Here is a 25,605-nt window from a genome sequence, read left to right as displayed (position 1 = left end):
GTGTTCTATTTTTCGGACCTTTATGGGCAGTTGATCTCCCACCTATCTTCCTCGTTTAGCTACAATCTTGAGGGGGGAGTCCTACTGCCCGTTAAGGCTGGGATAAAATCTAAAAAAGTAGCCCTGAAAAGATACAGAGCTACTTTTTCTTGTCATCAATATTTTCAGGAATGGGATCAATTTTGTGTGAATCTTTCGAATTTAATACACTTTTTAATCCATAATAGATGAAGATGATTGTTATTAAAAGGAAACCGAATATAACCATCGTTGCTAACCATAGACTAATCATAAAAAACTCCCCCTTTGCGACATGTATATGCTCATAAAGGGAGAGAAAGAAGATTATAAATTATTTTTCTTTGCGAAGATTACCGAGCTCTTCAACAATTGCCTGCATTTCATTAGGACTGAATGTAGTTCTTTTCATGACATGGTCATAAATATCTTTAAGCTCTTCATACATTTCTTCATCAAAATGGGATGGTTTAATTGCATCGAAATTGATGACATTTAATCTCTCTTTAATTTGTTCAATCATATATTCAGCATTTTCAGCTGATTTCTCTGCTAAGTTCATTTTATATCTTCCTTTCCGAATAGCCTTTCATTTTCACTCTAATATCTATATTGTACCATTATTTTTTTAACACTATTAAATTAATCAAAAAATATTAAATTTCTTGTTAATAATTATAGATTTGGGGAATTAAACTAAGTAAGTAAATGAAATGGAGAGGAGTAAGCTTTGTGTCAAATAATAAAACATGGACATTATTAATGGATTTATATAACCGTTTTAAAGAGGATGAGCTTTCCAGATTGTCAGCTGAGCTAGCTTATTACTTTCTATTATCATTGTTTCCCTTTCTTATTTTTTTAATTACATTATTAGCCTATTTGCCGCTTTCTGAGGCTGATGTTTTAGCAACGATTACACAGTATGCGCCTAAAGAATCGATGGTTTTAATTGAAACGACATTAAACCAGATTTTATCGAAGCAAAATGGTGGTCTCTTATCGTTTGGTATTATAGCGACGCTCTGGTCTGCTTCCAATGGGATAAACGCAATCGTTCGTGCTTTGAACCGTGCGTATGATGTGGAGGAAAACAGGTCATTTTTAGTTGCTCGCGGTATGGCAGTTGTATTAACGATCGCCATGGTCTTTGTTATCTTAGTTGCTTTGCTTCTTCCTGTATTCGGGAAACAAATAGGTTTATTTATCTCAGCGACTTATGGATTATCAGATGAATTTTTATCTATTTGGAATGCGATCAGATGGCTGCTGAGCGGACTGATTTTATTCATCGTATTTTCTGCTTTATACTTTATTGCACCAAATAAGAGGCTGCAAATAAAGTATGTGCTGCCAGGCTCTTTATTTGCGACTGTAGGCTGGATTATCGTATCTCTTGCGTTCTCTTTTTATGTGAGTAATTTTTCTAATTACAGCGGTACATATGGGAGCCTAGGAGGAATTATTATCCTTATGATCTGGTTTTATATTTCAGGAATGATCATCGTTCTTGGTGGAGAAATAAATGGATTATTGCATAAGAGAAAAGAGAATTCCATTTATTAATTATGATGAAAATGAAAGAAACGGTACACACTAATAAGGATAGGAGGGATAGTTATGACGAATAAAGGTGGAAATAAAAACAAGCAAAACTCAAAAAGTAAACCAAAAAATAAAACAAGCGGCAGCCAAAACGGACAAAACGGCTATCACTAAAACATTTTAAAAAGGCTGAAAGATGATTCAGCCTTTTCCTGTTCTTTTTAAAGGCTACATATTATTTAGATTGAAAAAAATAAAATATTTTTTATTGAAATATATTTTCTACGGGTAGTAAAAAATATGGTGCAGTAATATTTATTTAATAGGCAGGTGTTATTTACGATGTTTAATAAATTATTTTTTATTGTTGTTGCTTTAGGATTGCCGCTTTCTATTATTGGAAGTTTCATGCATTGGCCGTCTGCTATTATGTTTGGTGTTTATTGTATAACGATTATTGGATTAGCAGCATACATGGGACGGGCAACGGAAAGTCTCGCTATTGTCGCAGGGCCAAGGATAGGCGGACTGCTTAATGCCACTTTCGGTAATGCTGTTGAATTAATCATTTCTATTTTTGCATTGAAAGAAGGTCTTATAGGTGTTGTTCTGGCTTCTTTAACTGGTTCTGTACTTGGGAACTTACTATTAGTTGCCGGTCTAAGCTTTTTTGTGGGGGGACTAAAGTATAAGCGTCAGGAATTTAATGTGTATGATGCAAGACATAATTCCGGTTTATTAATGTTTGCTGTTATCGTTGCATTTGTTATCCCAGAAGTATTTGCTATAACGATGGATGAACAGAAAACACTTTCGTTAAGTATTGGGATTTCAATTATTTTAATTGTTCTTTATTTAGCAACTCTTCTCTTTAAATTAATAACACACCGCGGTGTATACAAGCATAATACCGATGAGGTAGAAGATCATGAAACACCGGAATGGTCAGCGAAAGTTGCTATTATTGTTCTTTTGCTCGCAACGGTGGCAGTTGCATATGTATCGGAAAATTTAGTTCACACATTTGAGACAGTGGCACATCAATTCGGCTGGAGTGAACTATTTATCGGGGTTATTATCGTTGCAATTGTCGGAAATGCTGCTGAACATGCTTCAGCAATCATTATGGCTTATAAAAATAAAATGAATATTGCAGTAGAGATAGCCGTTGGGTCGACATTACAAATTGCGATGTTTGTTGCTCCTTTACTTGTTCTTATTTCCCTTACGTTTCCGACACAAATGCCGCTTGTTTTCACATTGCCGGAACTAGTTTCCATGGTAACAGCTGTCTTATTAACGATATCTATTACAAATGACGGGGATACGAACTGGTTTGAAGGAGCCACATTATTAGCTGCTTACATTATTATGGGTATCGGTTTCTACCTATTGTAAATGTTAGAAAGGAATAGTGTATGAAGCAGAGACTGTTTTTCTACTTAGTTGGCATCTTTATTATGGGGTTAGGTGTTGCATTAACGATTAAGGCAGATCTCGGGGTTGGCGCTTGGGATGCTTTAAATGTCGGTTTAGAGAATACTTTCGGATTAACGATCGGAAAATGGGTCATCATTGTTGGAGTTGTGCTGTTATTTGTCAATGCCATCATCGTTAAAGGAAGACCGAAATTTCTCGCTGCTATTACATTTGTTCTTATCGGTTTTTCGATTGATTTTTGGATGCTTCAAGTATTTGATGAACTAATCCCGGACTCACTGGCAACTAAATTTGTTATATTATCTTTTGGAATATTTATGCTTGCTATGGGTGTAGCTATGTATTTGCAGGCTGAATTTCCCGTTAATCCAATCGATAACTTAATGCTGTCACTGCACGAAAGATTTCATTTCAGCTTGATGAAGAGCAGGCTGATTGGAGAATTAAGTGCTTTATTAATAGCATTTCTCTTACATGGACCGATTGGTATCGGCACTATTATAATCGCTCTTACAGTCGGCCCGCTTATTCAGTTATGCAACGCTTCCTTTGAAACTTTATTCACTAAGAAAAACTTTGGATAAATGTATTCAGGTAAGAAAATAATAATAGTAAAGCGTTTGAAAGGAGTATAGAGAATGAAAAAAGTACTCATTTCTCTTGTTTTACTATTATTAGTCGGCTATTCCAGTGCTGTTTCTGTTGAGGCAAAAATACCTAGTGGTGTAAAGGATATTTCAAAAGAAAATACATATCCGAATCCTACTCAGGATCTGCCTTATTTACAGCCAAGTGAACTGGCACAACAGCTTGTAGAAAGTGCTAATGTTCCAATTGAAAATCCTGATTTAATCAGGCTTTTAAATGAATCATCCGTATCAGGTTCACCCGTTGCTGTCGGTTACCGGGCAACTGTTTTTTTAGGGCATTGGGCTTTAAATTACGAATCGGGTAGAACAGCTGCGAATTGGGAATATGAAAAAATTAATACGAATGTAACAGATAATCGTGGTGGAGAAAGGCAGATTCAAAATTTCTACCGGCAGGAAGCGCAAAAAAGAGTTACAGGCGGGCTTACCGCAAAAATTCCGGAAGCAGAACATGTGAAGAAGATGATGCTTCTAAAAGCGATGAAAAAGACAAATCTCCCGTTATCTTTTGATACGATTGTCGGTGCAGGAACGAAACAGGATCATGTATATAATATCCCACCGAAAAAGATGGGATACCTATATGCATACGCACCTGCTATAAATGAAAAAGGGAAGGTAACATATGGAGAAGTGTATCTTGTTTTAAGAGGGAATAAGCAGAAAATTATCGTTAAAAATGTAACATCCCAAGGAATCGGAGCATGGATTCCAATTCAGGATCATGTCTCATTTCGCTTTAGTATATCAGATCGTCCACGTTAAAATCGGGCCAATGGCTCGATTTTTTAATTTAAAAGCTGAAAGGCCCTGTCGCCAAATCCTTGATTTTACTGGATTTTCATAACAGGGCCTTTCAGCAAAAATGTCCCAAAAGGGTTGCTCTTTACCCTTTTGGGACATTTTCTATTTCGACTCACGAGTTGTAAAGTCTACATTCGGATAATAACTATTCTTGACAAGAATATTCGGTCCTAAACATTTTACAGCTGGACAATGACAATTAATTTGTTTTGCAAGCGTAGAATTATTCCATTTCTCAAAAGCCGAATGTAAAGTATCTGTTTTTATATTTCCTAAGCTAGGTGCATCACCGAAATCTGTGACGATAATTTCACCGTCAAAAATGTTAACGTTCAATCTTGATCTTCCGTCAGGATCATTACGGACTGTGACATTTTTACTTTCTCTAAGCCGTTCAATTAACTTCTGGTCTTCTTCTAAATCACTACATGCATAAAAAGGCAGTGTCCCAAAAAGCATCCATACATTTTCATCACGAATATCTAAAAGATGATGAATAGCATCACGGATTTCTTTCAGTGAAAGTGTCTCAAGAGCACTCGCAAAATCACTAGGATACATCGGATGGACTTCATGACGCTGGCATTTCATTTCATGAATAATTTGCTTGTGGATATGTTCCATATAAGGAAGAGTTTTCTTATTCAACATCGTCTCAGCGGCAACAATTATTCCTGAATCAGCTAAAATACGGCTGTTTTCAATCATCCGTTCAAATAATTTAGCACGCTGTTCATATGTCGGCTTACGATCCATCATCGCAAACCCTGTTTCAACGAACTCATCTATCGTACCCCAGTTATGGGAAATGTGTAACACATCGAGATAAGGGATGATTTTTTCATAACGTGTTATATCTAATGTTAAATTCGAATTTATCTGTGTCCGAATGCCGCGTTCATGGGCATACTTTAAAAGAGGAACAACATAGTTTTCAACAGATTTTAATGATAGCATCGGCTCTCCGCCAGTGATGCTTAAAGAGCGCAATGTCGGCACTTCATCAAGCCGTTTTAATAACAAGTCAAGTGGAAGTGCATTCGGGTCTTTTGGCTGTAATGTATAGCCTACCGCACAATGGGCACAGCGCATATTACAAAGTGTTGTTGTCGTAAACTCAACATTTGTTAAAGTCATTTTCCCGTACTGTTCCATATCTAAATATGCTTCCCAAGGATCAAAGGACGGGGTAATCGGTTTTTTTACAGCAATCATTTTCCAGGCTCCTTTTCTAATAAGAAGAAACTATATCGTAATTATAAGTCGCTTTTTCTTCATAAAGACCATTTTAACATGAACGATCATGTTGTCATACTAAAGAAAGCTCATGTAAAATAATGCATATGAAAGGAATGAGTAAATAATATGGGAAAAGCAACAAATGATAAAGATTCACAAATAACGTATTTAAAAACGCGTTTAAACATGTTTTTGGAAGTAATTGATTCAATGGACCCTGAATCAACAGAACTGGAAGATATCGACCGTTTAATAGGAATGCTTGATGATTTGGAAGGAAAATATGAGAGATTTAAAAAAGATTGGGACGAATGAGCAGTGAGGATTTCACTGCTTTTTTTCTTTGCATATCGGATTGACAATTGAAACATCGAAACAGGCTAGTATAATGAATATAAAGAGAAAGAGCTCAATCTAAAGGGGAGTGCGAGATGAATAATTTTTTTGAAAGTATGTATGAGTTAATCGTGGAAACTTCAACAAACTTGCCAAAGGATGTACGGAGAGCCATTGCAGAGGCAAAGCTGAAAGAAAGTGCTGGTACAAGATCGGCAATGTCACTCGCAACCATTACAAATAATATTAAGATGGCGGATGAGCATGTATCACCGATCTGCCAAGATACAGGCCTTCCGACATTTAAATTAAAAGTTCCCGTCGGAGCGAATCAGATCGAAATGAAGAAAGACATTCAAAAAGCGATTGCAAAGGCAACGAAAGACGGGAAGCTTCGACCAAACTCTGTTGATTCCTTAACAGGAGATAACAGCGGCGATAACTTAGGGGAAGGGACACCGGTTATTAAATTTGAACAATGGGAAAAGGACTATATAGATGTAAGACTTATTTTAAAAGGCGGTGGCTGTGAAAATAAAAACATTCAATACAGCCTGCCATGTGAACTGGAAGGATTAGGACGTGCAGGTCGTGATTTAGACGGTGTTCGTAAATGTATCCTGCATTCAGTTTACCAAGCACAAGGGCAGGGCTGCAGTGCTGGATTTATCGGTGTTGGCATTGGCGGGGACAGAACGTCCGGCTATGAGCTTGCAAAAGAGCAATTGTTCCGACATGTAGATGATATAAATGAAAATGAAGATCTTCGCCAGCTTGAAGATTATATTGTAGAAAAAGCAAATGAACTTGGAATAGGCACGATGGGGTTTGGTGGTGAAACAACATTGCTTGGCTGTAAAATCGGTGTTATTAATCGTATCCCTGCGAGCTTCTTCGTTTCTGTTGCTTATAATTGCTGGGCATACCGCCGCCTCGGTGTGAAAATAAATGCTGAAAACGGAGCGATTACAGACTGGTTTTATCAGGACGGCGAGAAAATCGAGTTCACTGCTGAAGAACAAACGGCAGCTTCTCATGAAGAGGAGACTTCAACGAGAGAAGTTGTTTTAGAAGCACCGATCACAGAGGAAAAAATCCGTGATTTAAAAGTTGGAGATGTTGTAAAGATTAATGGAATGATGTATACAGGTCGTGACGCTATTCATAAATATTTATCTGATAATGATACTCCAATTGATTTAAATGGACAGATTATTTATCACTGCGGCCCTGTTATGCTGAAAGATGAGGACGGAAAATGGCATGTAAAAGCAGCGGGACCGACGACAAGTATTCGTGAGGAGCCGTATCAAGGAGATATTATGAAAAGATTCGGCATCCGTGCTGTTATCGGTAAAGGCGGAATGGGACCGAAAACATTGCAGGCATTAAAAGAACATGGCGGAGTGTACTTAAATGCAATCGGAGGTGCAGCCCAGTACTATGCGGACTGTATTAAATCGGTCGAAGGTGTCGATCTCATGCAATTCGGAATTCCTGAAGCAATGTGGCATTTAAAAGTAGAAGGATTCACAGCTGTTGTAACAATGGATTCACACGGAAACAGCCTACACGCCGATGTTGATAAATCATCATTAGAAAAGCTCGCACAATTCAAAGATCCGGTATTTAAGTAAGAAGAATTAACTTAAGCCAATACAAATAAAGGAACTGTCCGATAAGTCCTTAATGTTCTATATAAATTGATTTTAGCTGAAAGGCCCCATCATCAAATTCTCAAATTTACTGGATTTCCATAAAGGGGCCTTTACTATTTTTTCCTCGTATCGAAAAGCTCTCTGAAAGGAAACTAATGAGTAGATACTATATAAAGGAGAGAAATTTCGTGAGGAAAATTTCAGCTTTTATCGTTGCGCTTTTTTTATTTACATGTTTAGCACCAACCGCACATGCTTATGGGTCAAATAAGCCGATTCATTGGGGATTTAAAAAAAGTACGAATCATGAACCGGCAGATGCAGGAAAAGAACTGAATGAATTATTGTCAAAATATAATTCCTTTTATATCGGGAACACAGAGAAAAAAGATATTTATTTAACATTTGATAATGGTTATGAAAATGGATATACCGCAAAAGTACTTGATGTATTAAAGAAAAGAAAAGTCCCTGCAACATTTTTTGTGACGGGACATTATTTAAAAACGGATGCTGATTTAGTAAAAAGGATGGTAAAGGAAGGACATATTGTCGGCAACCATTCATGGCATCATCCAGATTTAACACAAGTAAGTGATGAAAGATTAAAGGAAGAACTGGAATCTGTTCGTCTGAAAGTAGAAGAATTGACTGGACAAAAAGGGATGCAATATTTACGGCCGCCTCGCGGAATTTTTAGTGAGCGGGTACTGAACCTTTCAGATAAATTAGGATATCAAAATGTATTCTGGTCACTCGCTTTTATTGACTGGAAAACAGATGCACAAAGAGGATGGAAATATTCATATGATAATATTATGAGACAAATCCATCCTGGCTCTATCTTACTGCTTCATACCGTTTCAAGAGATAATGCAGAAGCACTTGATAAAGCAATTACCGATTTACAGAAGCAGGGTTATGTTTTTAAAAGTCTTGATGATTTAATGATGGAGAGAATGTTTGATCACCCTTATCTTTACTCCCTTTGATTTCAAAGGGTTTTTTTAATCGTGTTATAATAGAGAAAAGGGGTGCATTGAGCGAATGTGGATGCGAAAAATAGAAGTAGAGACACCCTATAATTTTGACCGTGTTCTTGAAAGAATGTCACTTGATCCTTTGAATGTTGTTGATTTATACAATCGTGAAGTGAAAGTTCCACTATATGATGAAAGTAAACAGCCATTTGTTGTGGAAGTGAAAGCAATTGGGCGACAGTTTATGATAACCGGAGAAGATGAGAACCAAAAGTATACTGCTTTAAGCGAAGTGAGCAGAATTTTCGGTTGGAATGTTCCATTATCCGTTATACATAACCATTTTGAGCGGACGAATTTAGCGAAATTATTTGAAGAACATGAAGGAACACCATTAGTTTTAGACTTTCATGTGTATAATTGTTTAATGAAATGCTTTATCCACCAGCAGCTGAATATTAAATTTGCCTATGTACTGACGGAGAGATTTGTAAGAACATTTGGATTTGAGATAGATGGAGTTCCATTCTATCCGTCAGCTGACACAGTCGCTAAGCTGGAATATGAACAATTAACCGAACTGCAATTCAGCAGGAGAAAAGCGGAATATATTATTGATACAGCAAGGAAAATTGCTGAAAATGAGATAAACTTAGAACAATTAGAAACAATGACAAATGAAGAAGTGTTGGAAAACTTAATAAAAGTGCGTGGAATAGGTGCTTGGACAGTACAAAATGTATTATTGTTCGGACTCGGCCGTCCAAATCTTTTTCCAACATCAGATATAGGGTTACAAAATGCAATGAAACGATTTTTTAAATTAGAAAATAAGCCGGCAAAAGAGGAAATGGATGCACTTAGTGAAAAATGGTCACCATATTTAAGCTATGCATCATTATACTTATGGCGGAGCATTGAGTAGAATGGAGCGTTAAACATGGAACAGAAAAAGAAAACGCAAACGAGCGGAGTAAAGCTGACAGAAGGACAAACATTTCCGCTGACGATAAAACGTCTCGGTATTAATGGTGAAGGTGTCGGCTATTTCAAAAAGCAGGTGGTTTTTGTAAAAGGTGCACTGCCTGGTGAAGAAGTGGTCGTCGAGGCAACAAAGGTTGAGCCGAGATTTTCAGAAGGGAAAATAAAGAAAATCCGCAAGCAATCTCCATTTAGAGTAAAAGCACCTTGCCCGATTTATGAACAATGCGGGGGCTGCCAATTACAGCATTTAGCATACGAACAGCAATTAAAGGAAAAGCGTGACATTGTCATTCAGTCATTGGAGCGCCATACGAAATTCAATATTAATAAGCTTGACATAAGAGAAACGATCGGTATGGAAGACCCGTGGAATTACCGGAATAAAAGTCAGTTCCAGGTCGGACTGCAAAATAGCAAAATAATCGCAGGGCTTTACGGATTAAACTCTCACAGACTTATCCCGATCGAAAACTGTATGGTTCAGCATCCGGCAACGAATAAAGTGACAGAAGAAGTGAAGAAGATTCTTCAAAAATTTAATATATCTGTCTATGATGAAAGAAAAAGAAAAGGAATTGTAAGAACGATTGTTACCCGTGTCGGCTTTGAGTCTGGTGAAGTGCAAGTCGTCCTTATTACAGCACGAAAAGAAATTCCGAATAAAGACTTGGTTATCGAGGAAATTAAAAAGCGTCTCCCAGAAGTGAAGTCGATCGTTCAAAATGTAAACGGCAATAAAACATCACTTATCTTTGGTGAAGAAACAATCCATCTTGAGGGAGAAGAAGTCATCCAGGAAACTTTAGGAGATGTCAGCTTTGAGCTTTCAGCGAGAGCGTTCTTCCAGCTAAACCCGCTGCAAACAGTAAAACTGTATGATGAAGTAAAAAAAGCAGCCGGGCTGACAGGAAAAGAAAAAGTAGTCGATGCTTACTGTGGAGTCGGCACAATCGGACTATGGCTTGCAAAAGGCGCAAGCGAATTAAGAGGAATGGACACGATCAAAGAAGCAATCGAAGACGCAAACAAAAACGCCCAAAAACACGGTCTGAAAAATGCAAAATACGTCACAGGAACAGCTGAACACTGGCTCCCGAAATGGATTAAAGAAGGCTGGCGACCAGACGTCATCGTTGTCGACCCGCCAAGAACAGGCTGTGACCGTAATTTATTAGATGCAGTAAGAAAAGCAAAGCCGAAGAAGTTTGTATATGTTTCATGTAATCCATCTACGCTTGCGAAAGATTTAGAGTATTTATCGAAGGAATTTAAGGTGGAGTATGTGCAGCCAGTTGATATGTTTCCACATACTGCGCACGTCGAGGCTATAGCGTTGCTACAAAGACAATAAGGCTGAAAATCCTTAATTTTAAGCACTTTTACAAGCATGTAGTGTTTGTATCAAAAGGTGATAAAATTAGAAATAAGGAGTTAAGGAACCACCTCAATGTTTCAGTATTTATCGACCTAGAGTGTGGGAACACAACAGAATAATGAGGTTTGAAAAGGTGCTATTCAAAATAGTGCCTTTTTTAATTTTTAGACGTTCACGAAAATAAGCGTCTATTTTTCATTCACATTGCAATTTAGTTCTGTAGTATTGTCATTTATAAATAGTTATTCGAAACTTTTTCAAAAAATCATTTGACTTTCCCCCTTACTAAAGGGTTTATACTTTGATCAAATAAACAAAATGGAGGATTTAAGATGTTTAAAATAGGTGATTTTTCTATGTTAAGTAAAGTTCCCGTAAAAACGTTACGATATTATGACCAAATTGAGCTATTAAAGCCCCGGAAAACGGATCGAGATACAGGGTATCGATATTATTCAGCAGAGCAACTTCTTGAAGTAAATCGAATCTTTTTATACAAAGAATTAGGTTTTACCTTAAAACAAATAGCTCAGCTCCTTCATGAAGAAATTTCTTTAGACCAGATTCAGGGTATGTTTAAGTTGAAAGAGAGCGAAATTCAACAGTTGCTGGAGAAAGAACAAGAAAAATTAGTCCGTATTAAAGAACGTATGCAGTTAATCGGACGGGAAGGGAGTGCTGAAAGGGAGCAGGAGGTTATTATAAAAACAGTTGAAAGTGAGCGACTCATTTCTTTTCATTCTTACGGATCAGTAGAAGAGATTCCCTTTCTCTTTCAGACACTTAATCATTTGTTAGAAAAATATAATCGAGAATTGATAACTGAACCTCAAACTGTGCTATGGAGGGAATCAGCTGAAAAAGAAAGTGATTTTGAATTTGAAGTGGGGTATTCTGTCAAAGGTGAAATTGCATCTCTTCCAAAGGAGTTATATATACGTTCTTTACCAGCTGAAACAACGATGGCTACGCTACTATTTCGTTCAAAATCAACTTTTGCACAAACTGCTTGTATTGATTTGGCGACATGGATAGAAAAAAATGGATATCGAGTGAAAGAAGATCAACCGGGTAGAGAAATTTATTTACCATTGTCTGAAAATCAAGAAGATAGATTAATTGAAATTCAAATCCCGATTGAACTATGAAGTGAAATTTCCAATGAATTTGTGGTTCATTTCACAAATTCTAAATCGGATAAACTGCATTTAATTTTTGGATGAGAGTTTTACTGCTCGTTTATTTTGATAAAAACATCATTTGTTGTACGAAGGAGAAATGTTTCGATGAAAAATAAAACAGTCATCTATTTGCTTGCCCTAGCAGCCTTTTTAATAGGAACGATTGAATATATCATCACAGGTATCATTCAAATGGTAGCAACTGACTTAAGCGTATCTACATCTGTTGCTGGGTTATTGGTCACTTCATTCGCACTTTCAGCGGCTATTGGTGCACCTATTGTCATTGCCCTCACCATTAATTTTGACCGCAAAAAATTATTGTTATCGATGCTTATCATTTTCATTTTGAGTAATTTTATCACTTTTTTTAGTCATTCTTTTGAAATGGTTCTTTTCACACGAATTTTGCAAGGATTAAGTGGTGGGATTGCTATTGTCGTAGCAATGGCTGTTGCTACTCGCCTTGTTGAGAATGAAAAAAGAGGAAGTGCTATTGGGATCATTTTAATGGGTTTAAGTAGCTCCTTAGTTTTTGGAGTACCACTTGGCACATTTCTCAGTGAGATCATGGGATGGAAGGCATTATTCGTATTAATTGGTTTGATAACAATTATTCCACTCCTCGTTGTTTATAGAAGTGTTCCTACTATTAAGGAACAAGAACCAGTTACGATTGGTATGCAATTATCCATATTAAAAGATAAAAGAATTGTGTTCGCAGTTGCAGTGACGTTATTTTATGTAGGTAGCTATTCCACATTATTCACCTATTTAACACCATTCTTACAAGCTTCAGCAAATCTCACAATTGCAGAAATTAGTGGTATTTTATTACTTGCGGGAATCTGTAGCTTCATCGGCTCTAGCATTGGAGGGATAGCTGCGGATAAAAAAGGTCCAAAGTTTACGATTTTTACTGGATTAATATTACAAATACTCATGTTGATTTTACTAGCAATAATCGGAGGAAATCTAGTTGGCATTATTGCCGTTATCATGATTTGGATGATAGCTACGTGGAGTACTTCTCCAGCCCAGCAACTATATTTAGTTACGTTGGTACCAAAATCTCCTGATATCGCCTTAAGTGTGAACACTTCATTTATTCAATTTGGATTCGCCCTAGGTTCGGGATTAGGAGGTCTTGTGATAAGTGGCACATCTGTATTGAATCTTAGTTGGGTCAGTGCCGGCACTGTTGTTCTCGCTTTACTAATGACCTTAATGTTAGTTGCTTTTGAACAAATCTCTAGTAGTAAGACATTGATGGGAAAATGTTAGAAACTATCGTCTATTTCAACTATCTTTTGACCACATATGTGGAAGTCGTGACGAATTTGGAACTGAAAATGTCTAACTAAAAGTCCGATCCTGATCTCGTAAAAATACTTTTTTAATTTCGGGGTCTTTTCCCTGTTAACCCCTTGTCAATTCAGTGTTCTTCCAATTTTCTTTTCGGTTTTTTTATCAAAACTTTATTTTAACTCGAATAGTGGAATGCTAGTTGATAGGGTGGATTTTAACACCAGATATTTTGGTTGTACAGAGATTATGAAGTTAAAATAGACATTTCCGATGCAAACCTTGATTTCATGAAGATAAACATTTTTGCAGTTTGATAAAAAGTGCTTAAGCATGGTATAAGTATAAAAGAAGCAGGGACATTTTGCTTTTTAATTTTGGGATAAGGGTTTGGCTTGGCATCCCATAATGAGAGGATTTGAATTTGAACATGATAGATAATTTCTGGCGTGATTTACCACGACCTTTTTTTATACTGGCACCAATGGAAGATGTGACGGATGTTGTTTTTCGCCATGTAGTGAGTGAAGCAGGCAGACCTGATGTGTTTTTCACAGAGTTTACAAACTCGGATAGCTATTGTCATCCGGAGGGCATGAAAAGTGTGCGTGGCCGTTTGATTTTTACAGAAGATGAACAACCAATGGTGGCACATATTTGGGGGGATAATCCCGAATATTTCCGTCAAATGAGTATTGGCATGGCAGAGCTAGGATTTAAAGGCATCGATATTAATATGGGCTGCCCTGTACCGAATGTGGCATCGAGAGGGAAAGGTAGTGGCCTTATTCTGCGTCCGGACGTTGCGGCGGAACTTATTCAGGCAGCAAAAGCGGGAGGACTGCCTGTTAGTGTAAAAACACGACTTGGCTATAAGGATGTAAATGAGTGGGAGGAGTGGCTAACGCATATTTTAAAACAGGATATTGTGAACCTTTCTATTCATTTACGTACAAGAGAGGAAATGAGCAAAGTAGATGCGCATTGGGAGCTAATTCCGGAAATCAAAAAATTACGTGACCGTATCGCACCAAATACACTACTAACAATCAATGGAGACATTCCTGACCGTCAAACTGGACTGCAGCTTGCTGAACAATATGGTATTGATGGTGTTATGATCGGGCGAGGTATTTTTAAAAATCCTTTTGCGTTTGAAAAAGAGCCAAAAGAGCATAGCAGTAAAGAATACCTCGATCTTTTAAGACTTCAGCTTGATCTTCAAGATCAGTATGCGGAAGTACTGCCACGTTCAATCACAGCGCTTCATCGCTTTTTCAAAATTTATGTTAAAGGATTTCATGGAGCTAGTGAATTAAGAAATCAATTAATGAACACGAAATCAACAGATGAAGTGCGTGCATTACTTGATAACTTTGGAAAAGAATAATAGTGAGGTCAAGAAAAAAGGGAAGAACAATTTCCTAAGGGAATAATAGCCAGCATGTATTCTATTTAGCTCCCTAATGAATTTGGACACTACTCAGAGCAGTTATAAGTTAAAGATTTGTTCTATACAAATACATTTCCAGCATGATATAATAATTACAACTTTAAAGAAATGGAGGTTTTTCTTATTATGGCATCTATAAGACTTCGATTCCTAACTTTGAACCGTTAATTGAATACGTTCAAGGCTCTGCCTGTTGTGCAGAGTAAATGGGATTGGTCTGCCTATTTTTAAGGAAACCTTTATTTTACGTGTATATGTGCAAAAAAGGGGGGGGAAGGACGATTCGACCCTCTTTTTTGCTGTCTTTAAAAATAGATTTGAATTATATAGGAAGAGCACTTTTCTTATACCTTAAGCCTTCTCAGTGTTTTTGTTAGAGATTTTAAGTATTAGGACTATTATATGTGCTTATCTTCTTTTTCAAGGCGGGGCTTCTGATTGGTGAAATGAGGTTTTAATGAAGCTTTTTTTTCAGTTCCCTTCCAATATTTTCGTCCATTTACTTTAACACAGGCAGATCACCTGTGTTTTTTTACACATAAAAAAGAAATAAAAGTAAAGGATGTGTATGATTTGACACAAACAAAAGAACATATAATTAGGGACTGGAAAAAGAATATTGCTCTGTTTTTTGGAGGTCAGACAATATCACTCTTTGGATCATCTTTAGTTCAATATGCGATTATGTGGCATATTACACTAACAACAGAGTCAGGAATGATGATGACGCTGTATATTATTTGCGGTTTTATTCCAACTTTTATTTTGTCACCAGTTGCAGGGGTTTGGGCAGATCGCTATAATCGAAAAATACTGATTATTTTAGCAGACGGGCTCATCGCAGTTGCTACATTAATTCTTGCAATTCTCTTTTTAATGGGATTTGATGCGATTTGGCTGCTTTTTGTAATAGCGGCGGTTCGTGCCCTTGGAACAGGAATTCAAACGCCGGCTGTCGGTGCTATTTTACCCCAAATTGTTCCGAAGGATAAACTAACGAAGGTAAACGGAATAAATGGAAGTATTCAAGCTGTTATTATGTTCGTATCTCCAATGGTCAGTGCAGCTCTGTTAGCAATGGCTCCGCTTGAAACTATATTTTTTATTGACGTTATTACTGCAGCGATTGCAATTGTAACATTGCTTGCCTTTTTAAAAATCTCTGTACATGAGAAGGCAATGGAAAAACAAAAAACAAGTTATTTTAGTGACTTTAAACAAGGGTTAGAATATGTGAATAACCATGCCTTTTTGAAAAAATTCTTCCTGTTTTTTGCCTTTTTCTTTGTATTGATGGCTCCTGCAGCCTTTTTGACACCGTTGCAGGTTACGCGTAGCTTTGGTGATGAGATATGGAAACTAACTGCAATTGAAATTGCCTTCTCGATCGGTATGATGGCAGGTGGAGGAATTATCGCTTCCTGGGGAGGCTTTCAAAATAAAATTAAAACGTGTGCCTTTGCAAGTCTTATTATGGGGATTTGTACATTCGCACTTGGTATAGTTCCAGTTTTTTGGATTTACTTAGTTTTCATGGCTTTATTCGGAATAGCCATGCCGATTTTTAATACGCCAACTACAGTTTTATTGCAGGAAAAAGTAAAAGAAGAGTATTTAGGAAGGGTTTTTGGAGTAATGGGAATGATATCTACTTCCATGATGCCGATTGGAATGCTTATATTCGGTCCGATTGCAGATGTCATGGAAATTGAATGGTTGCTAGTAGGAACTGGAGTATTCATTATAATACTAACTATCTTCTTGAGCCGAAGCAAAGTACTAAATGAAGCGGGAAAACCTGTATTAAAAGAATTGTAGTTTAATGAAACGGGGGAGTTATCCATCGTCATATCTTATCCATTCCGGATAGGGATTGTTTGGGAATAACTGGAGAGTGAAGCGGGTTGGTAAAGATATCTGCATCTTTTATTAGTTTTTTTATCTAAGGATTTACATTAGTGGATTTACATTAGTGGATTTACGATGTAAAGTGAACAATTACTACATCTATCATTTTTTATCTGTTTTCAGTATTTCAGTCATGAAGAAGCTGCGGTGAAAGCAGTATTAGATTAATTAAATCACCGGTAGTTGTATTAGGGCAGAGGACAGGTACAAATTTTAAAATACAGGAGGTCTATTATGGATAATAACGATATATTAATTCGATTGAGATATGCAATGGAAATAAAGAATAAGGAAATGGCAGAAATATTTAAACTTGGCGGTGTAGATGTAACTGTGCCGGAAGTAATAAAGATTCTCACAAAATCGGATGAAGATGACATTGAAAATGAGGATCAAATAAAGTGTAATAACAGTATGTTGGACTCATTTTTAAATGGTTTTATTATTTATAAAAGAGGGAAACAAGAGCCAAAACCAGGCCAGCCTAATGTACAGGAAACGCCTGTAAATAAGGGTGCCAACGTTAACAATATTCTGTTAAAGAAAGTGAAAATAGCGTTAGCATTAACTGCTGAGGATATGCTGGATATATTCGAAGAAGCAGGAATTACGGTTACAAAAGGAGAGCTCGGTGCTTTATTGAGAAAAGAAGGGCATAAAAATTATAAAGAATGTGGAGATAAATATGCCAGGAATTTCTTAAAAGGGCTGGCTTTCAAATACAGAGGATGATACCTTAAAGAATTTTTCGGGTGATGACATGATACATACTTACTTAGGTGAGACAATACGTTTTGAGATCAAGTACAAAAATCGTACCTCTATAGGTATGACAATAGATAGTTATGGAAATATTGAAGTCCAGGCTCCGAAAAGGACATCTGATGAAAGAGTCGTTCAGGTAGTAGAGGAGAATTGGGGTATTATTCAGCAAAAACTAAAAGAAATGAATGATAGACTGCTTGGACCGCAGGAAAAGGCCTATGAGGACGGTGGAAGTTTTCTTTATTTAGGAAACAATTATCCTATCCAAATTTTTCAGGATATAAATATAGCGCAGGAGCATGCCCTGTTTAAAGATGAAAAGCTGCATATATATGTAAAACAGCCTGACCGTGAAAAAATAAAACAAGCTTTAAAACGATTTTATTATCAGCAGTGTAAGGCTTTGGTGGAGGATGGCATATCCTTTTACCAAAGTAATTTCAAAACAAAGCCACGTTCTATTCGTATATCAGACAGCAAAACGACATGGGGAACTTGTGATTCGAAAAAGCAGCTTACATTCAATTGGAGACTGGCGATGGCACCACGCGAGGTAATCGATTATGTAGTCGTTCACGAAATGTGCCATATGGTTCATATGAATCACGACCGATCCTTCTGGCGTCTTGTAGGGAAAATAATGCCTGACTATAAGGAAAAGGAAAACTGGCTGGCCTTATCAAGCTGGAAAATGACTGTATAGAAGATGTTATGAGGTATAAAATCTAAATAACTGCATTAGACACTTTATTAGGAACATGGGATGCTATTAAGGTGTCTAAAATATCACAAAGGCATGGACTTATTTAAAGAGTCCATGCCTTTTTTTAGAAATGTATTTTACAATTCTTCTATCGTTTAAATTATAAGAATAAGTTTTCTATTCATCTTTCATCTATTAGAAAGTATAATTTCTCTCATCTGATCTCCTTTAATATCCATTTTGTATAAGTGGTAAACAGGACGACCGTTTGCGAAATTTTCATCTAACATAAAGTAAATCGTTTCTCCGTCTGCACTTATGACAGGATCACCTGCATGTTCACCAAGATGGATAAGCTGTTTTTCCTCTTTTGAATCTAAATTATACTTGTATAATTCATATTTGAATGTGCCACCTTTTCAGAATTACCAATAGATTGAAAAACAATCTCATTTCCGAATGATGATTATCTTTATAATGGAAAATGAAATGTGAGCATATTAATAAAGAGAAAGAATGAAGAAGTTGAGTCAGTTAAGGAACGAATAATCTGTTAGATAATAATAAAGTTGTTTAATTTCTGTTCATTTAAATATGCTCGTGCTTAAAAATCAATAATAAAGTTGTTTAAATCTTATTCAGCTAAAGCACGCTATAGTTTAAGTGTGATTATTCAAAAATCTCCTAACTCAGATCGCTTCCTTACTTTGTGACATCATACTAATTGCATATTTAAGATTTTCTAAACATTCTAACCGAATTCTTTCATCACAAACAAAATCATATAAAATTTCTTTCTTTAGTTGTGAAGTAATGACATATAGAGAATCTTCACTTATTTTTTTTAATTGATTCTCATTCAGATAGTTGTAAATTTCTCTTTCAAAGTATTCAACGGTACCAAATAACACAGTCAATTAACATTCCACCCCTTTTTTATTTTTTTTCATTTACTCGATAGTTAGGCTTCGCCAAAACTATCTCAAAAAAAGCCCACCAAAAAGATTGGTGGACTTGTATGATAAAGGCTATTCTATCATAGGTAACAGTATCCAATCATTTGGTAACCCGACTATCATAGCTAATCACCTTAGACTCGTGGCTTTGCGTCCTTATCTTTCAATAAGTTTGCCTTTATCAAACTGATACTTTTATAATAAAACTTTAGTATGGTAATTTTCAATAAAATTCGTCATTTTCCAATACGTTTTAACAGAAATAGTAGTTTTTACTCATTAAAAGTATAAATAAAATGATACTAAAGTCCATTTGAAAAGTGATGTCTGAAAATTACCTTTAACCTAGCAATTAGAGACATACTGAATTGAATATTAACAAAAAAGATTATTGATAAAATTAAGGTAAGTTAAGAAACTTAAATGTAGCTTTGAAATAAAGTTTAATTGAAACAATGTTATTAATCTTGATAAACGAACAAAAGAAAAGAACATGTTTTGAAAAAAGATTAATCAAAACATGTTCTTTTTATGTTAAATTCATTGATTTTTTATAAAAAGCTTTGATCATTTTTTGTTCCTTCTTCAGCAAAAGCACCCGATAGTTTAAGAAGAAATCTTTAAAGTTGGAGGTCAAATCATTTAAAATCCCATTCAATATTTATCTGATTTTCTCCGCCAACTCTAAAATAATTCCCTCTGGACCACGAACGTAGCATAACTTATAACTTTCTTCATATTGCTGTATCTCACTAAAGATTTCGGTGCCTTTCTTTTTCAATTTTGCAACAATAGCTTCAATATCTTCAACAGCAAAGCAAATATGTCGGATACCCAGCGTATTTGCAAAAGATTGCTGAATAGCTTTTTCATCTGACGGCGTATAAAATTTGACTAGCTCTATCCATGCCTGACCATCTGGCATCCCCAATCCTACACATGCCGTTTTAACATCATTAAGCCCAACTATTCTGTCCAACTGTTCTCCATCCAATTCCCATTCCGCTTGCACTTTAAGTCCTAAATCAAGAAAAAACGCTTTAGCCTCTGAAAGATCATTTACGTTTATACTCACATGATCTATTCTATTGATCTTCATATCTCATACCTCCTATATTCCTGTTATTTTCAATACCTGTATTCGTTGTAAGGTTTGTTTGAAATTCTAATTCGCTTAAAACAGAAAATATCTTTCTTCAACAAACCTGCCATTTAGTTAAAGAAGGATTTTTAAACAACTTTATTATTTTTTAAAGGACTTTATTGTAAATTAAACAACTTTATTATTACTTAACATAATCAGCTGATAGAAGAACATTATTCAAAAAACTTATTTAAAGGAAGATTTGTTTATTTTCCAATGGATATAAGGCTCCATCTATTTAGAAATTCAAACATAGAAAGAGGAATTAACTCGGTCAATGTGAACTTAGTTTCATTTGATTATAGATGATGGGAAACTGAGTTGCATGTTAAGCAGTTATTATTTTAAGCTGATGCAGGAATTTCCTTTATTAAAGCAGTAATATACATAAGTAATTTTAGAAATAATTTTTGAATAAATCCGCTTCTACTATACTCAAAAATCGAACGGATTGTTATTGGTGAACTTGGATGTTAATCATTTTTATATTTTGAGAGAATGATCATTTTCATTTTTTAGTAATGCTTATTACTTAATGATGAAATAAAGGGGTTAAATCAAATTAAATTAGGAGGAATTTATGAAGGCTATTACTTATACTAACTATGGTTCACCGGATGTCCTTGAATTAAAAGAAGTTGCAAAACCTGTTCCTGAAGATAATCAAGTACTGGTGAAAATTCATGCAGCATCTGTTAATTATGGTAACCTGGTGCTTTTGAAAGGAAAGCCGTATTTAGCCCGGTTAGTGTTCGGACTTTTAAAACCAAAGTATAAGATACCAGGGGGAGATATAGCAGGTCAGGTTGAAGCAGTAGGTAAGAACGTTAAGCTCTTTAAGCCGGGTGATGAAGTGTTCGGAGATTTATCTGGATGTGGCTGGGGAGCTTTTGCTGAATATGTATCTGTTCCCGAAAATGCATTAGCAATAAAACCAGCGAATGTGTCCTTTGAGGAAGCTGCAGCTGTACCGATGGCGGCAGTTACCGCTTTGCAGGGTCTGCGGGATAAGGGAGGAATTCTTTCGGGGCAAAAGGTTTTAATTAATGGCGCCTCTGGTGGAGTCGGGGCTTTCGCTGTACAGATTGCTAAATCATTCGGTGCTGAAGTAACCGGTGTATGCAGTACGAGAAACTTAGACATTTTGCGATCGATTGGTGCGGATCATGCCATTGATTATACGAAGGAAGATTTCACTAAAAAAGACGAGTGCTATGATCTGATACTTGCTGTGAACGGCCATCATACGATTCCAGCTTATAAGCGCGTACTAAGCTCTAACGGAACTTTTGTTCACGTGGGAGGTGCTGAGGCTCAACTGTTCCAGACGATATTTTTGGGACCTTGGATTTCAATGACTGGGAGTAAAAAAATGAGGAGTCTTCTGCAAAGAGCAAATCAAGAAGATCTGCTTTTTATGAAAGAGCTTCTTGAAGCGGGCAAAGTGAAACCTGTTATTGATAGGTGTTATAAGTTAGATGAAGTTCCTGAAGCTTTCAGATATTTTGAAGAAGGGCATGCTCAGGGAAAAGTTATTATTACTATGTGAAATGTACACCTCTTTTACTTAAATATAGGTACTTACTAAATTAGAGGCTGTCCAAAAGATCGAATAAAATTGATCTTTTATGACAGCCTCTGTTTTTTAGAAAAAAGTCTATTTTTTATGGGAACTTCGAAGACTGCTAATCTAAATTATAAGAAGTAAGCATAACTTCCACTATATTATTCAGGCGTACGGACGACTAAAACATCACATTTAGCTGAACGTATGATTGCTTCAGATACAGAGCCCATCAAGAAGCGTTCAACAGCATTTAGTCCCGTAGCACCACAGATAATTAAATCAGCCTCTACTAAACTGGCAATCTCTTTAGTAATCATATTTTTTGGAGAACCGTGTTCAACAGCTGCTTTTACGTTGTCAATCCCTTCAGCCTCAGCTTGTATCTTATAGCCATTTACAAGCTCTTCTGATCGTTGGCGTACTTGTGTCACAACGGAAGCGTCATAAACTTCGATAGCTGAGTATGAATAAGTATCAATTATGTTTACTATAGTTAATAGGGAACCTTTATTACGTTTTACAATATCAATTGATTTGCGAAATGCGTATTCTGCTTCTTTTGAACCGTCTACAGCTACTAAAATACTTTTATATTGATTTATCATTTTCTATTCTTCCCCTCTAAAATTCTTTAAAAGTTTTTCATCTTGAAAAGATGTCTAAATGAAGATTTTAATAGTAATTCTATACCCTATATAAGACTGTTTTATTCATTTAAGATTTTGTCTCTAGATTACTCAGTACCAGGCTTTTTCATGAATAAAGACAATAGGAAATTAATTACCGCCAATACTAAGGACCCTTCAATAAATTAGGTAATACATGTGAAATAATTTTTAATGGATCATTTAAGAAGGGTCTAAAATGAAATTTAATTAAAAACAAAAGTAAACTGTACTGTTAGTACATGATTTTGTTCCTTATTGGTAATAGATTAGCTTTATTTGACAATGGTTCTCATTGTCAACTATAGTTTATATAGGAAATTATTTATTTTTAATAAGATTGCAAAGCTTCATTCTTTAAAAATTTAAACATAGAAAAAGCAGGTAATGAAATGAGTATTACTTTAGCATTATTGGCAGCAGTATTTGCTTCCCTTACAGCTATTTTAGCGAAAATCGGGATGGAAAATATAAATTCTAACTTAGCGACAGCGATTCGGACAGTTGTTGTGCTAATTATGGCTTTTCTTATTGTTGTCATAACAGGAAATTTTGATTCTATTAACGAGATTTCGGCTAATGCACTATGGTTTATTTTATTTTCTGGTTTTGCAACGGGACTGTCTTGGTTATTTTTCTTCAAAGCGCTGGCAGCAGGAGATGTTTCCAAGGTTGTACCAATTGATAAGTCCAGTGTAGTATTAACAATTATTTTATCCTTCCTTGTATTAGGGGAGCCGGCAGAACCTTTTGTTATTGCCGGGGGAGCTGTTATAGCTGTAGGGACTTTTATTTTGATCGGGAAAAGTGAGGAGAAAAAACGATTCTCAGGTTCACAGTTATATATTTTGCATGCTATTTTGGCAGCAGTATTTGCGGCATTAACATCTATATTAGCAAAAATAGGGATGGAAGGTGTGGATTCAAACACAGCTACTTTTTTACGGACGATCGTTATTCTTGTATTTGCATGGGCCATTGTATTTTTCAAAGGGAATCATAAAGAAATGAAAAAGATTTCGAAAAAAGGGTATCTTTTTTTAACTCTATCGGGGATTTCAACAGGATTATCATGGTTATGTTATTTTGCTGCTGTAGCGATAGGGAAAGTTTCAATCGTCGCACCTATTGATAAATTCAGTGTAGTAATTACGATGTTATTAAGCTTTATTCTTCTAAAAGAAAAGGCAGCGAAAAGCACAATAATAGGTGGAATAGTCATAACAGCAGGAACTATTTTGCTTATTTTATAATTGTGATTTTAAGGTTAATAGAGGAAGAATAGTACATAATGTGATTAGGAAAAAAGGAAGCTGACGATGCAATTTATATCAGCTTCCTTTTTTCTTCTATAAGTTATTATTTTCTTGATCATCGGCAGCCATTCTCAACCGTATCTCTTTTACCTTCTCATACTGTTCCTCGGGCCACCATGCCCCACAGTCATCGGATACGATACAGGCAGCACATTTTTCTAAATCATAGACAATCATTCTGGTAATGGGAGGTGAATAGAGGTGGAGAGTGACCAGACTTGTATGATTGGATGCTTGCATTTTATGGACTGCCTTTTTGGGAGCATAAAAATATTTCCCCTCTTCGTAGTATTCATGAAATAATTCAGCAGGCAAACCGTTCCCTTTTACTTCATAGACGGAATTACGAGATGTGCCGGTGATGACTTGTATCCAGCCATGGGAATTGCCGTGATCATGCGGGGCACATTCTAATTGGGACCAGTTCATCACGAGCAGTTCTACTTCTTCACTTTTATAAAGAAGCTCCCGATTGTAAGGCTTGCCCTCCAGCGGTTTTGGTAAATTGGAGAGATCTGCAAGTGTTATATCAAGCCGTAGCAGGGCATCTTTTAATTCGGCTTTAGATGGAGCTTTTAAGCAGTCTAACACATTCTTTAACCTATTTGTCAAAGTCATGAAGTGCTCCTCCTACTGTCATTTTTTCCTGAAGAGGCTGAACAACATAGGTAAAAGCTGTCCATTAACAATAATTACCCCAATAATAATTATGATTCCGCCAGCAGCACTTATGATTAAAACTTTTTCTTTTAAAAGTAGAACAGCCGCAATTAAAGTCGCGATAGGTTCTAAATATAGGAACATAGAAACCTTTGAAGCTTCTAAACCTTCAAGTGCTTTTCCCCAGTACCAATAACCGATGCCTGAAACAAAAATACCAAGAAACAATAAATGAGCCCATTCTGTATGAGTTAAGAGAGAAAGGGATTCCCATCCTCTGTTTCGGATAAGAAAGGGGGTTGTAAAAATTAAACCTGTTAAACACATATAAAATGTTACTAAAAGAGAGGGGTAAGGTATGTTTAAGCTTTTTAACAGCACAGAATAAACAGCCCAGTTCAAGGTGCTTAAGACCATAAGGATGAAGCCTATGTTTACAGCAAAATGAAAGGATTGATTACTGCCTGCTGTTGTGACGAGTATCACTCCGGTTATCGCCAGTATCATCCCTAAAGCTTTATGTACAGTTATCTTTTCATGTAAGAACAGTATGGACAGGATGACCGTAAAGACGGGAGAAAAAGAAATGAGCCACCCGGCAGAAGAGGCATCGATCGTCAATAGTGCTGTCGCTTGGAGTACCTGATGAATAAATACTCCAAGAATGCCTAATACAATTAAATGCGGGAGGTATTTTATAGAGATGATCAGCTTATTGCGCTGTATCAGTAAAAGAAACAGTAAAAATAAGGAACCTATTCCAAAGCGAAGAACGAGTAAGGAATAAGGATCAAGCTTTCCGAGTACTGCCTTTGTCGATACAAAGGAAACCCCCCAAAAGCTGATCGAAATCATCGCATATATCGATGAGGTTAATTTAGATTTAAACTGAGTCATGAGTATGCCTCCAAGCAGAAAGATTATTATTTTATCCCAGCCTTAACGGGCAGTAA

General features: G+C 36.2%; 25 protein-coding genes and 1 riboswitch. Of the genes, 17 read left to right on the top strand and 8 right to left on the bottom strand.

Annotation, left to right across the window (positions count from 1 at the left end; translation table 11 throughout):
• Positions 1–139 precede the first annotated feature (139 nt).
• On the bottom strand, positions 140–292 hold the full coding sequence (locus BFA01S_RS22470; RefSeq protein WP_156483731.1) for a hypothetical protein: 153 nt from the start codon (positions 290–292) through the stop codon (positions 140–142).
• Positions 293–352: 60 nt separating this feature from the next.
• Positions 353–580, bottom strand: coding sequence for a DUF1128 domain-containing protein (locus tag BFA01S_RS14315; RefSeq protein WP_066231835.1), 228 nt, complete (start codon positions 578–580; stop codon positions 353–355).
• Between the two features lie 200 nt (positions 581–780).
• On the opposite strand from BFA01S_RS14315, the gene BFA01S_RS14310 reads away from it, so the two are divergent.
• The 4 genes from BFA01S_RS14310 (at position 781) to BFA01S_RS14295 (ending at position 4,418) form a co-directional block, all read left to right on the top strand.
• Positions 781–1,584 carry a YihY/virulence factor BrkB family protein gene (locus BFA01S_RS14310; protein WP_235843032.1) on the top strand — a complete coding sequence of 268 codons (804 nt, stop codon included), beginning with the start codon at positions 781–783 and terminating at the stop codon, positions 1,582–1,584.
• Positions 1,585–1,905: 321 nt separating this feature from the next.
• Positions 1,906–2,961, top strand: coding sequence for a calcium/proton exchanger (gene cax, locus BFA01S_RS14305; RefSeq protein WP_066231830.1), 1,056 nt, complete (start codon positions 1,906–1,908; stop codon positions 2,959–2,961).
• Positions 2,962–2,981: 20 nt separating this feature from the next.
• The gene (locus tag BFA01S_RS14300; protein ID WP_066231827.1) at positions 2,982–3,587 is read left to right on the top strand and encodes a YczE/YyaS/YitT family protein; all 606 of its coding nucleotides are present in this window, start codon (positions 2,982–2,984) and stop codon (positions 3,585–3,587) included.
• A 54-nt stretch (positions 3,588–3,641) separates the two neighbouring features.
• The gene (locus tag BFA01S_RS14295) at positions 3,642–4,418 is read left to right on the top strand and encodes a YfkD famly protein (protein ID WP_066231825.1); all 777 of its coding nucleotides are present in this window, start codon (positions 3,642–3,644) and stop codon (positions 4,416–4,418) included.
• A gap of 141 nt (positions 4,419–4,559) precedes the next feature.
• On the opposite strand, the gene yfkAB is transcribed toward BFA01S_RS14295, so the two are convergent.
• Entirely contained in the window at positions 4,560–5,672 is a 1,113-nt protein-coding gene (yfkAB, locus tag BFA01S_RS14290) for a radical SAM/CxCxxxxC motif protein YfkAB (RefSeq protein ID WP_066231822.1), read from the bottom strand.
• Positions 5,673–5,822: 150 nt separating this feature from the next.
• Between yfkAB and BFA01S_RS14285 the strand changes: the two genes are divergently transcribed.
• From BFA01S_RS14285 to BFA01S_RS14235, 11 genes are all read left to right on the top strand, one after another.
• On the top strand, positions 5,823–6,011 hold the full coding sequence (locus BFA01S_RS14285) for an SE1561 family protein (RefSeq protein ID WP_066231819.1): 189 nt from the start codon (positions 5,823–5,825) through the stop codon (positions 6,009–6,011).
• A gap of 116 nt (positions 6,012–6,127) precedes the next feature.
• Positions 6,128–7,669 carry a fumarate hydratase gene (locus BFA01S_RS14280; RefSeq protein WP_066231816.1) on the top strand — a complete coding sequence of 514 codons (1,542 nt, stop codon included), beginning with the start codon at positions 6,128–6,130 and terminating at the stop codon, positions 7,667–7,669.
• 176 nt (positions 7,670–7,845) lie between these two features.
• Complete coding sequence (pdaA, locus tag BFA01S_RS14275; protein ID WP_082800004.1) at positions 7,846–8,682, top strand: delta-lactam-biosynthetic de-N-acetylase; 837 nt, start codon at positions 7,846–7,848, stop codon at positions 8,680–8,682.
• Positions 8,683–8,737: 55 nt separating this feature from the next.
• Positions 8,738–9,595 (top strand): DNA-3-methyladenine glycosylase family protein, encoded by an 858-nt coding sequence (locus BFA01S_RS14270; RefSeq protein WP_066231814.1) that lies wholly within the window; start codon positions 8,738–8,740, stop codon positions 9,593–9,595.
• Positions 9,596–9,610: 15 nt separating this feature from the next.
• Positions 9,611–11,005: a 23S rRNA (uracil(1939)-C(5))-methyltransferase RlmD gene (gene rlmD, locus BFA01S_RS14265; RefSeq protein WP_066231811.1), complete on the top strand. Its 1,395-nt coding sequence runs from the start codon at positions 9,611–9,613 to the stop codon at positions 11,003–11,005.
• A 356-nt stretch (positions 11,006–11,361) separates the two neighbouring features.
• A complete protein-coding gene (locus BFA01S_RS14260) occupies positions 11,362–12,177 on the top strand; it encodes a MerR family transcriptional regulator (protein ID WP_066231809.1) in 816 nt (271 codons plus the stop codon).
• A gap of 138 nt (positions 12,178–12,315) precedes the next feature.
• Positions 12,316–13,494: an MFS transporter gene (locus BFA01S_RS14255; RefSeq protein WP_066231807.1), complete on the top strand. Its 1,179-nt coding sequence runs from the start codon at positions 12,316–12,318 to the stop codon at positions 13,492–13,494.
• Between the two features lie 451 nt (positions 13,495–13,945).
• On the top strand, positions 13,946–14,905 hold the full coding sequence (locus tag BFA01S_RS14250; protein WP_066231837.1) for a tRNA dihydrouridine synthase: 960 nt from the start codon (positions 13,946–13,948) through the stop codon (positions 14,903–14,905).
• A gap of 636 nt (positions 14,906–15,541) precedes the next feature.
• A complete protein-coding gene (locus BFA01S_RS14245) occupies positions 15,542–16,786 on the top strand; it encodes an MFS transporter (protein ID WP_066231804.1) in 1,245 nt (414 codons plus the stop codon).
• A 324-nt stretch (positions 16,787–17,110) separates the two neighbouring features.
• The gene (locus BFA01S_RS14240) at positions 17,111–17,608 is read left to right on the top strand and encodes a YehS family protein (RefSeq protein WP_066231801.1); all 498 of its coding nucleotides are present in this window, start codon (positions 17,111–17,113) and stop codon (positions 17,606–17,608) included.
• Between the two features lie 28 nt (positions 17,609–17,636).
• Complete coding sequence (locus tag BFA01S_RS14235) at positions 17,637–18,344, top strand: M48 family metallopeptidase (RefSeq protein WP_066231797.1); 708 nt, start codon at positions 17,637–17,639, stop codon at positions 18,342–18,344.
• A gap of 689 nt (positions 18,345–19,033) precedes the next feature.
• Here the strand turns inward: BFA01S_RS14235 and BFA01S_RS14230 are convergent.
• Positions 19,034–19,255, bottom strand: a complete 222-nt coding sequence (locus BFA01S_RS14230; RefSeq protein WP_235843031.1) for a hypothetical protein — start codon at positions 19,253–19,255, stop codon at positions 19,034–19,036.
• A 148-nt stretch (positions 19,256–19,403) separates the two neighbouring features.
• Positions 19,404–19,487: riboswitch (cyclic di-GMP riboswitch) on the bottom strand.
• Positions 19,488–19,961: 474 nt separating this feature from the next.
• Entirely contained in the window at positions 19,962–20,399 is a 438-nt protein-coding gene (locus BFA01S_RS14225) for a VOC family protein (RefSeq protein ID WP_066231790.1), read from the bottom strand.
• A gap of 625 nt (positions 20,400–21,024) precedes the next feature.
• On the opposite strand from BFA01S_RS14225, the gene BFA01S_RS14220 reads away from it, so the two are divergent.
• A complete protein-coding gene (locus BFA01S_RS14220; protein WP_066231787.1) occupies positions 21,025–21,993 on the top strand; it encodes an NAD(P)-dependent alcohol dehydrogenase in 969 nt (322 codons plus the stop codon).
• A gap of 176 nt (positions 21,994–22,169) precedes the next feature.
• On the opposite strand, the gene BFA01S_RS14215 is transcribed toward BFA01S_RS14220, so the two are convergent.
• Positions 22,170–22,616: a universal stress protein gene (locus tag BFA01S_RS14215; protein WP_066231784.1), complete on the bottom strand. Its 447-nt coding sequence runs from the start codon at positions 22,614–22,616 to the stop codon at positions 22,170–22,172.
• A 452-nt stretch (positions 22,617–23,068) separates the two neighbouring features.
• Here BFA01S_RS14215 and BFA01S_RS14210 point away from each other — a divergent pair, with 452 nt between their 5' ends.
• Positions 23,069–23,929 (top strand): EamA family transporter, encoded by an 861-nt coding sequence (locus tag BFA01S_RS14210; RefSeq protein WP_066231782.1) that lies wholly within the window; start codon positions 23,069–23,071, stop codon positions 23,927–23,929.
• A gap of 96 nt (positions 23,930–24,025) precedes the next feature.
• Here the strand turns inward: BFA01S_RS14210 and BFA01S_RS14205 are convergent, their stop codons facing one another.
• Positions 24,026–24,610 (bottom strand): cysteine dioxygenase, encoded by a 585-nt coding sequence (locus BFA01S_RS14205; protein ID WP_066231780.1) that lies wholly within the window; start codon positions 24,608–24,610, stop codon positions 24,026–24,028.
• An 18-nt stretch (positions 24,611–24,628) separates the two neighbouring features.
• Positions 24,629–25,549: a DMT family transporter gene (locus tag BFA01S_RS14200; protein WP_066231777.1), complete on the bottom strand. Its 921-nt coding sequence runs from the start codon at positions 25,547–25,549 to the stop codon at positions 24,629–24,631.
• Between the last annotated feature and the right edge of the window lie 56 nt (positions 25,550–25,605).

The sequence above is a fragment of the Metabacillus fastidiosus NBRC 101226 genome (assembly GCF_001591625.1).
GTDB lineage: Bacteria > Bacillota > Bacilli > Bacillales > Bacillaceae > Metabacillus > Metabacillus fastidiosus.
This window is presented reverse-complemented; position numbering and strand designations above follow the sequence as displayed.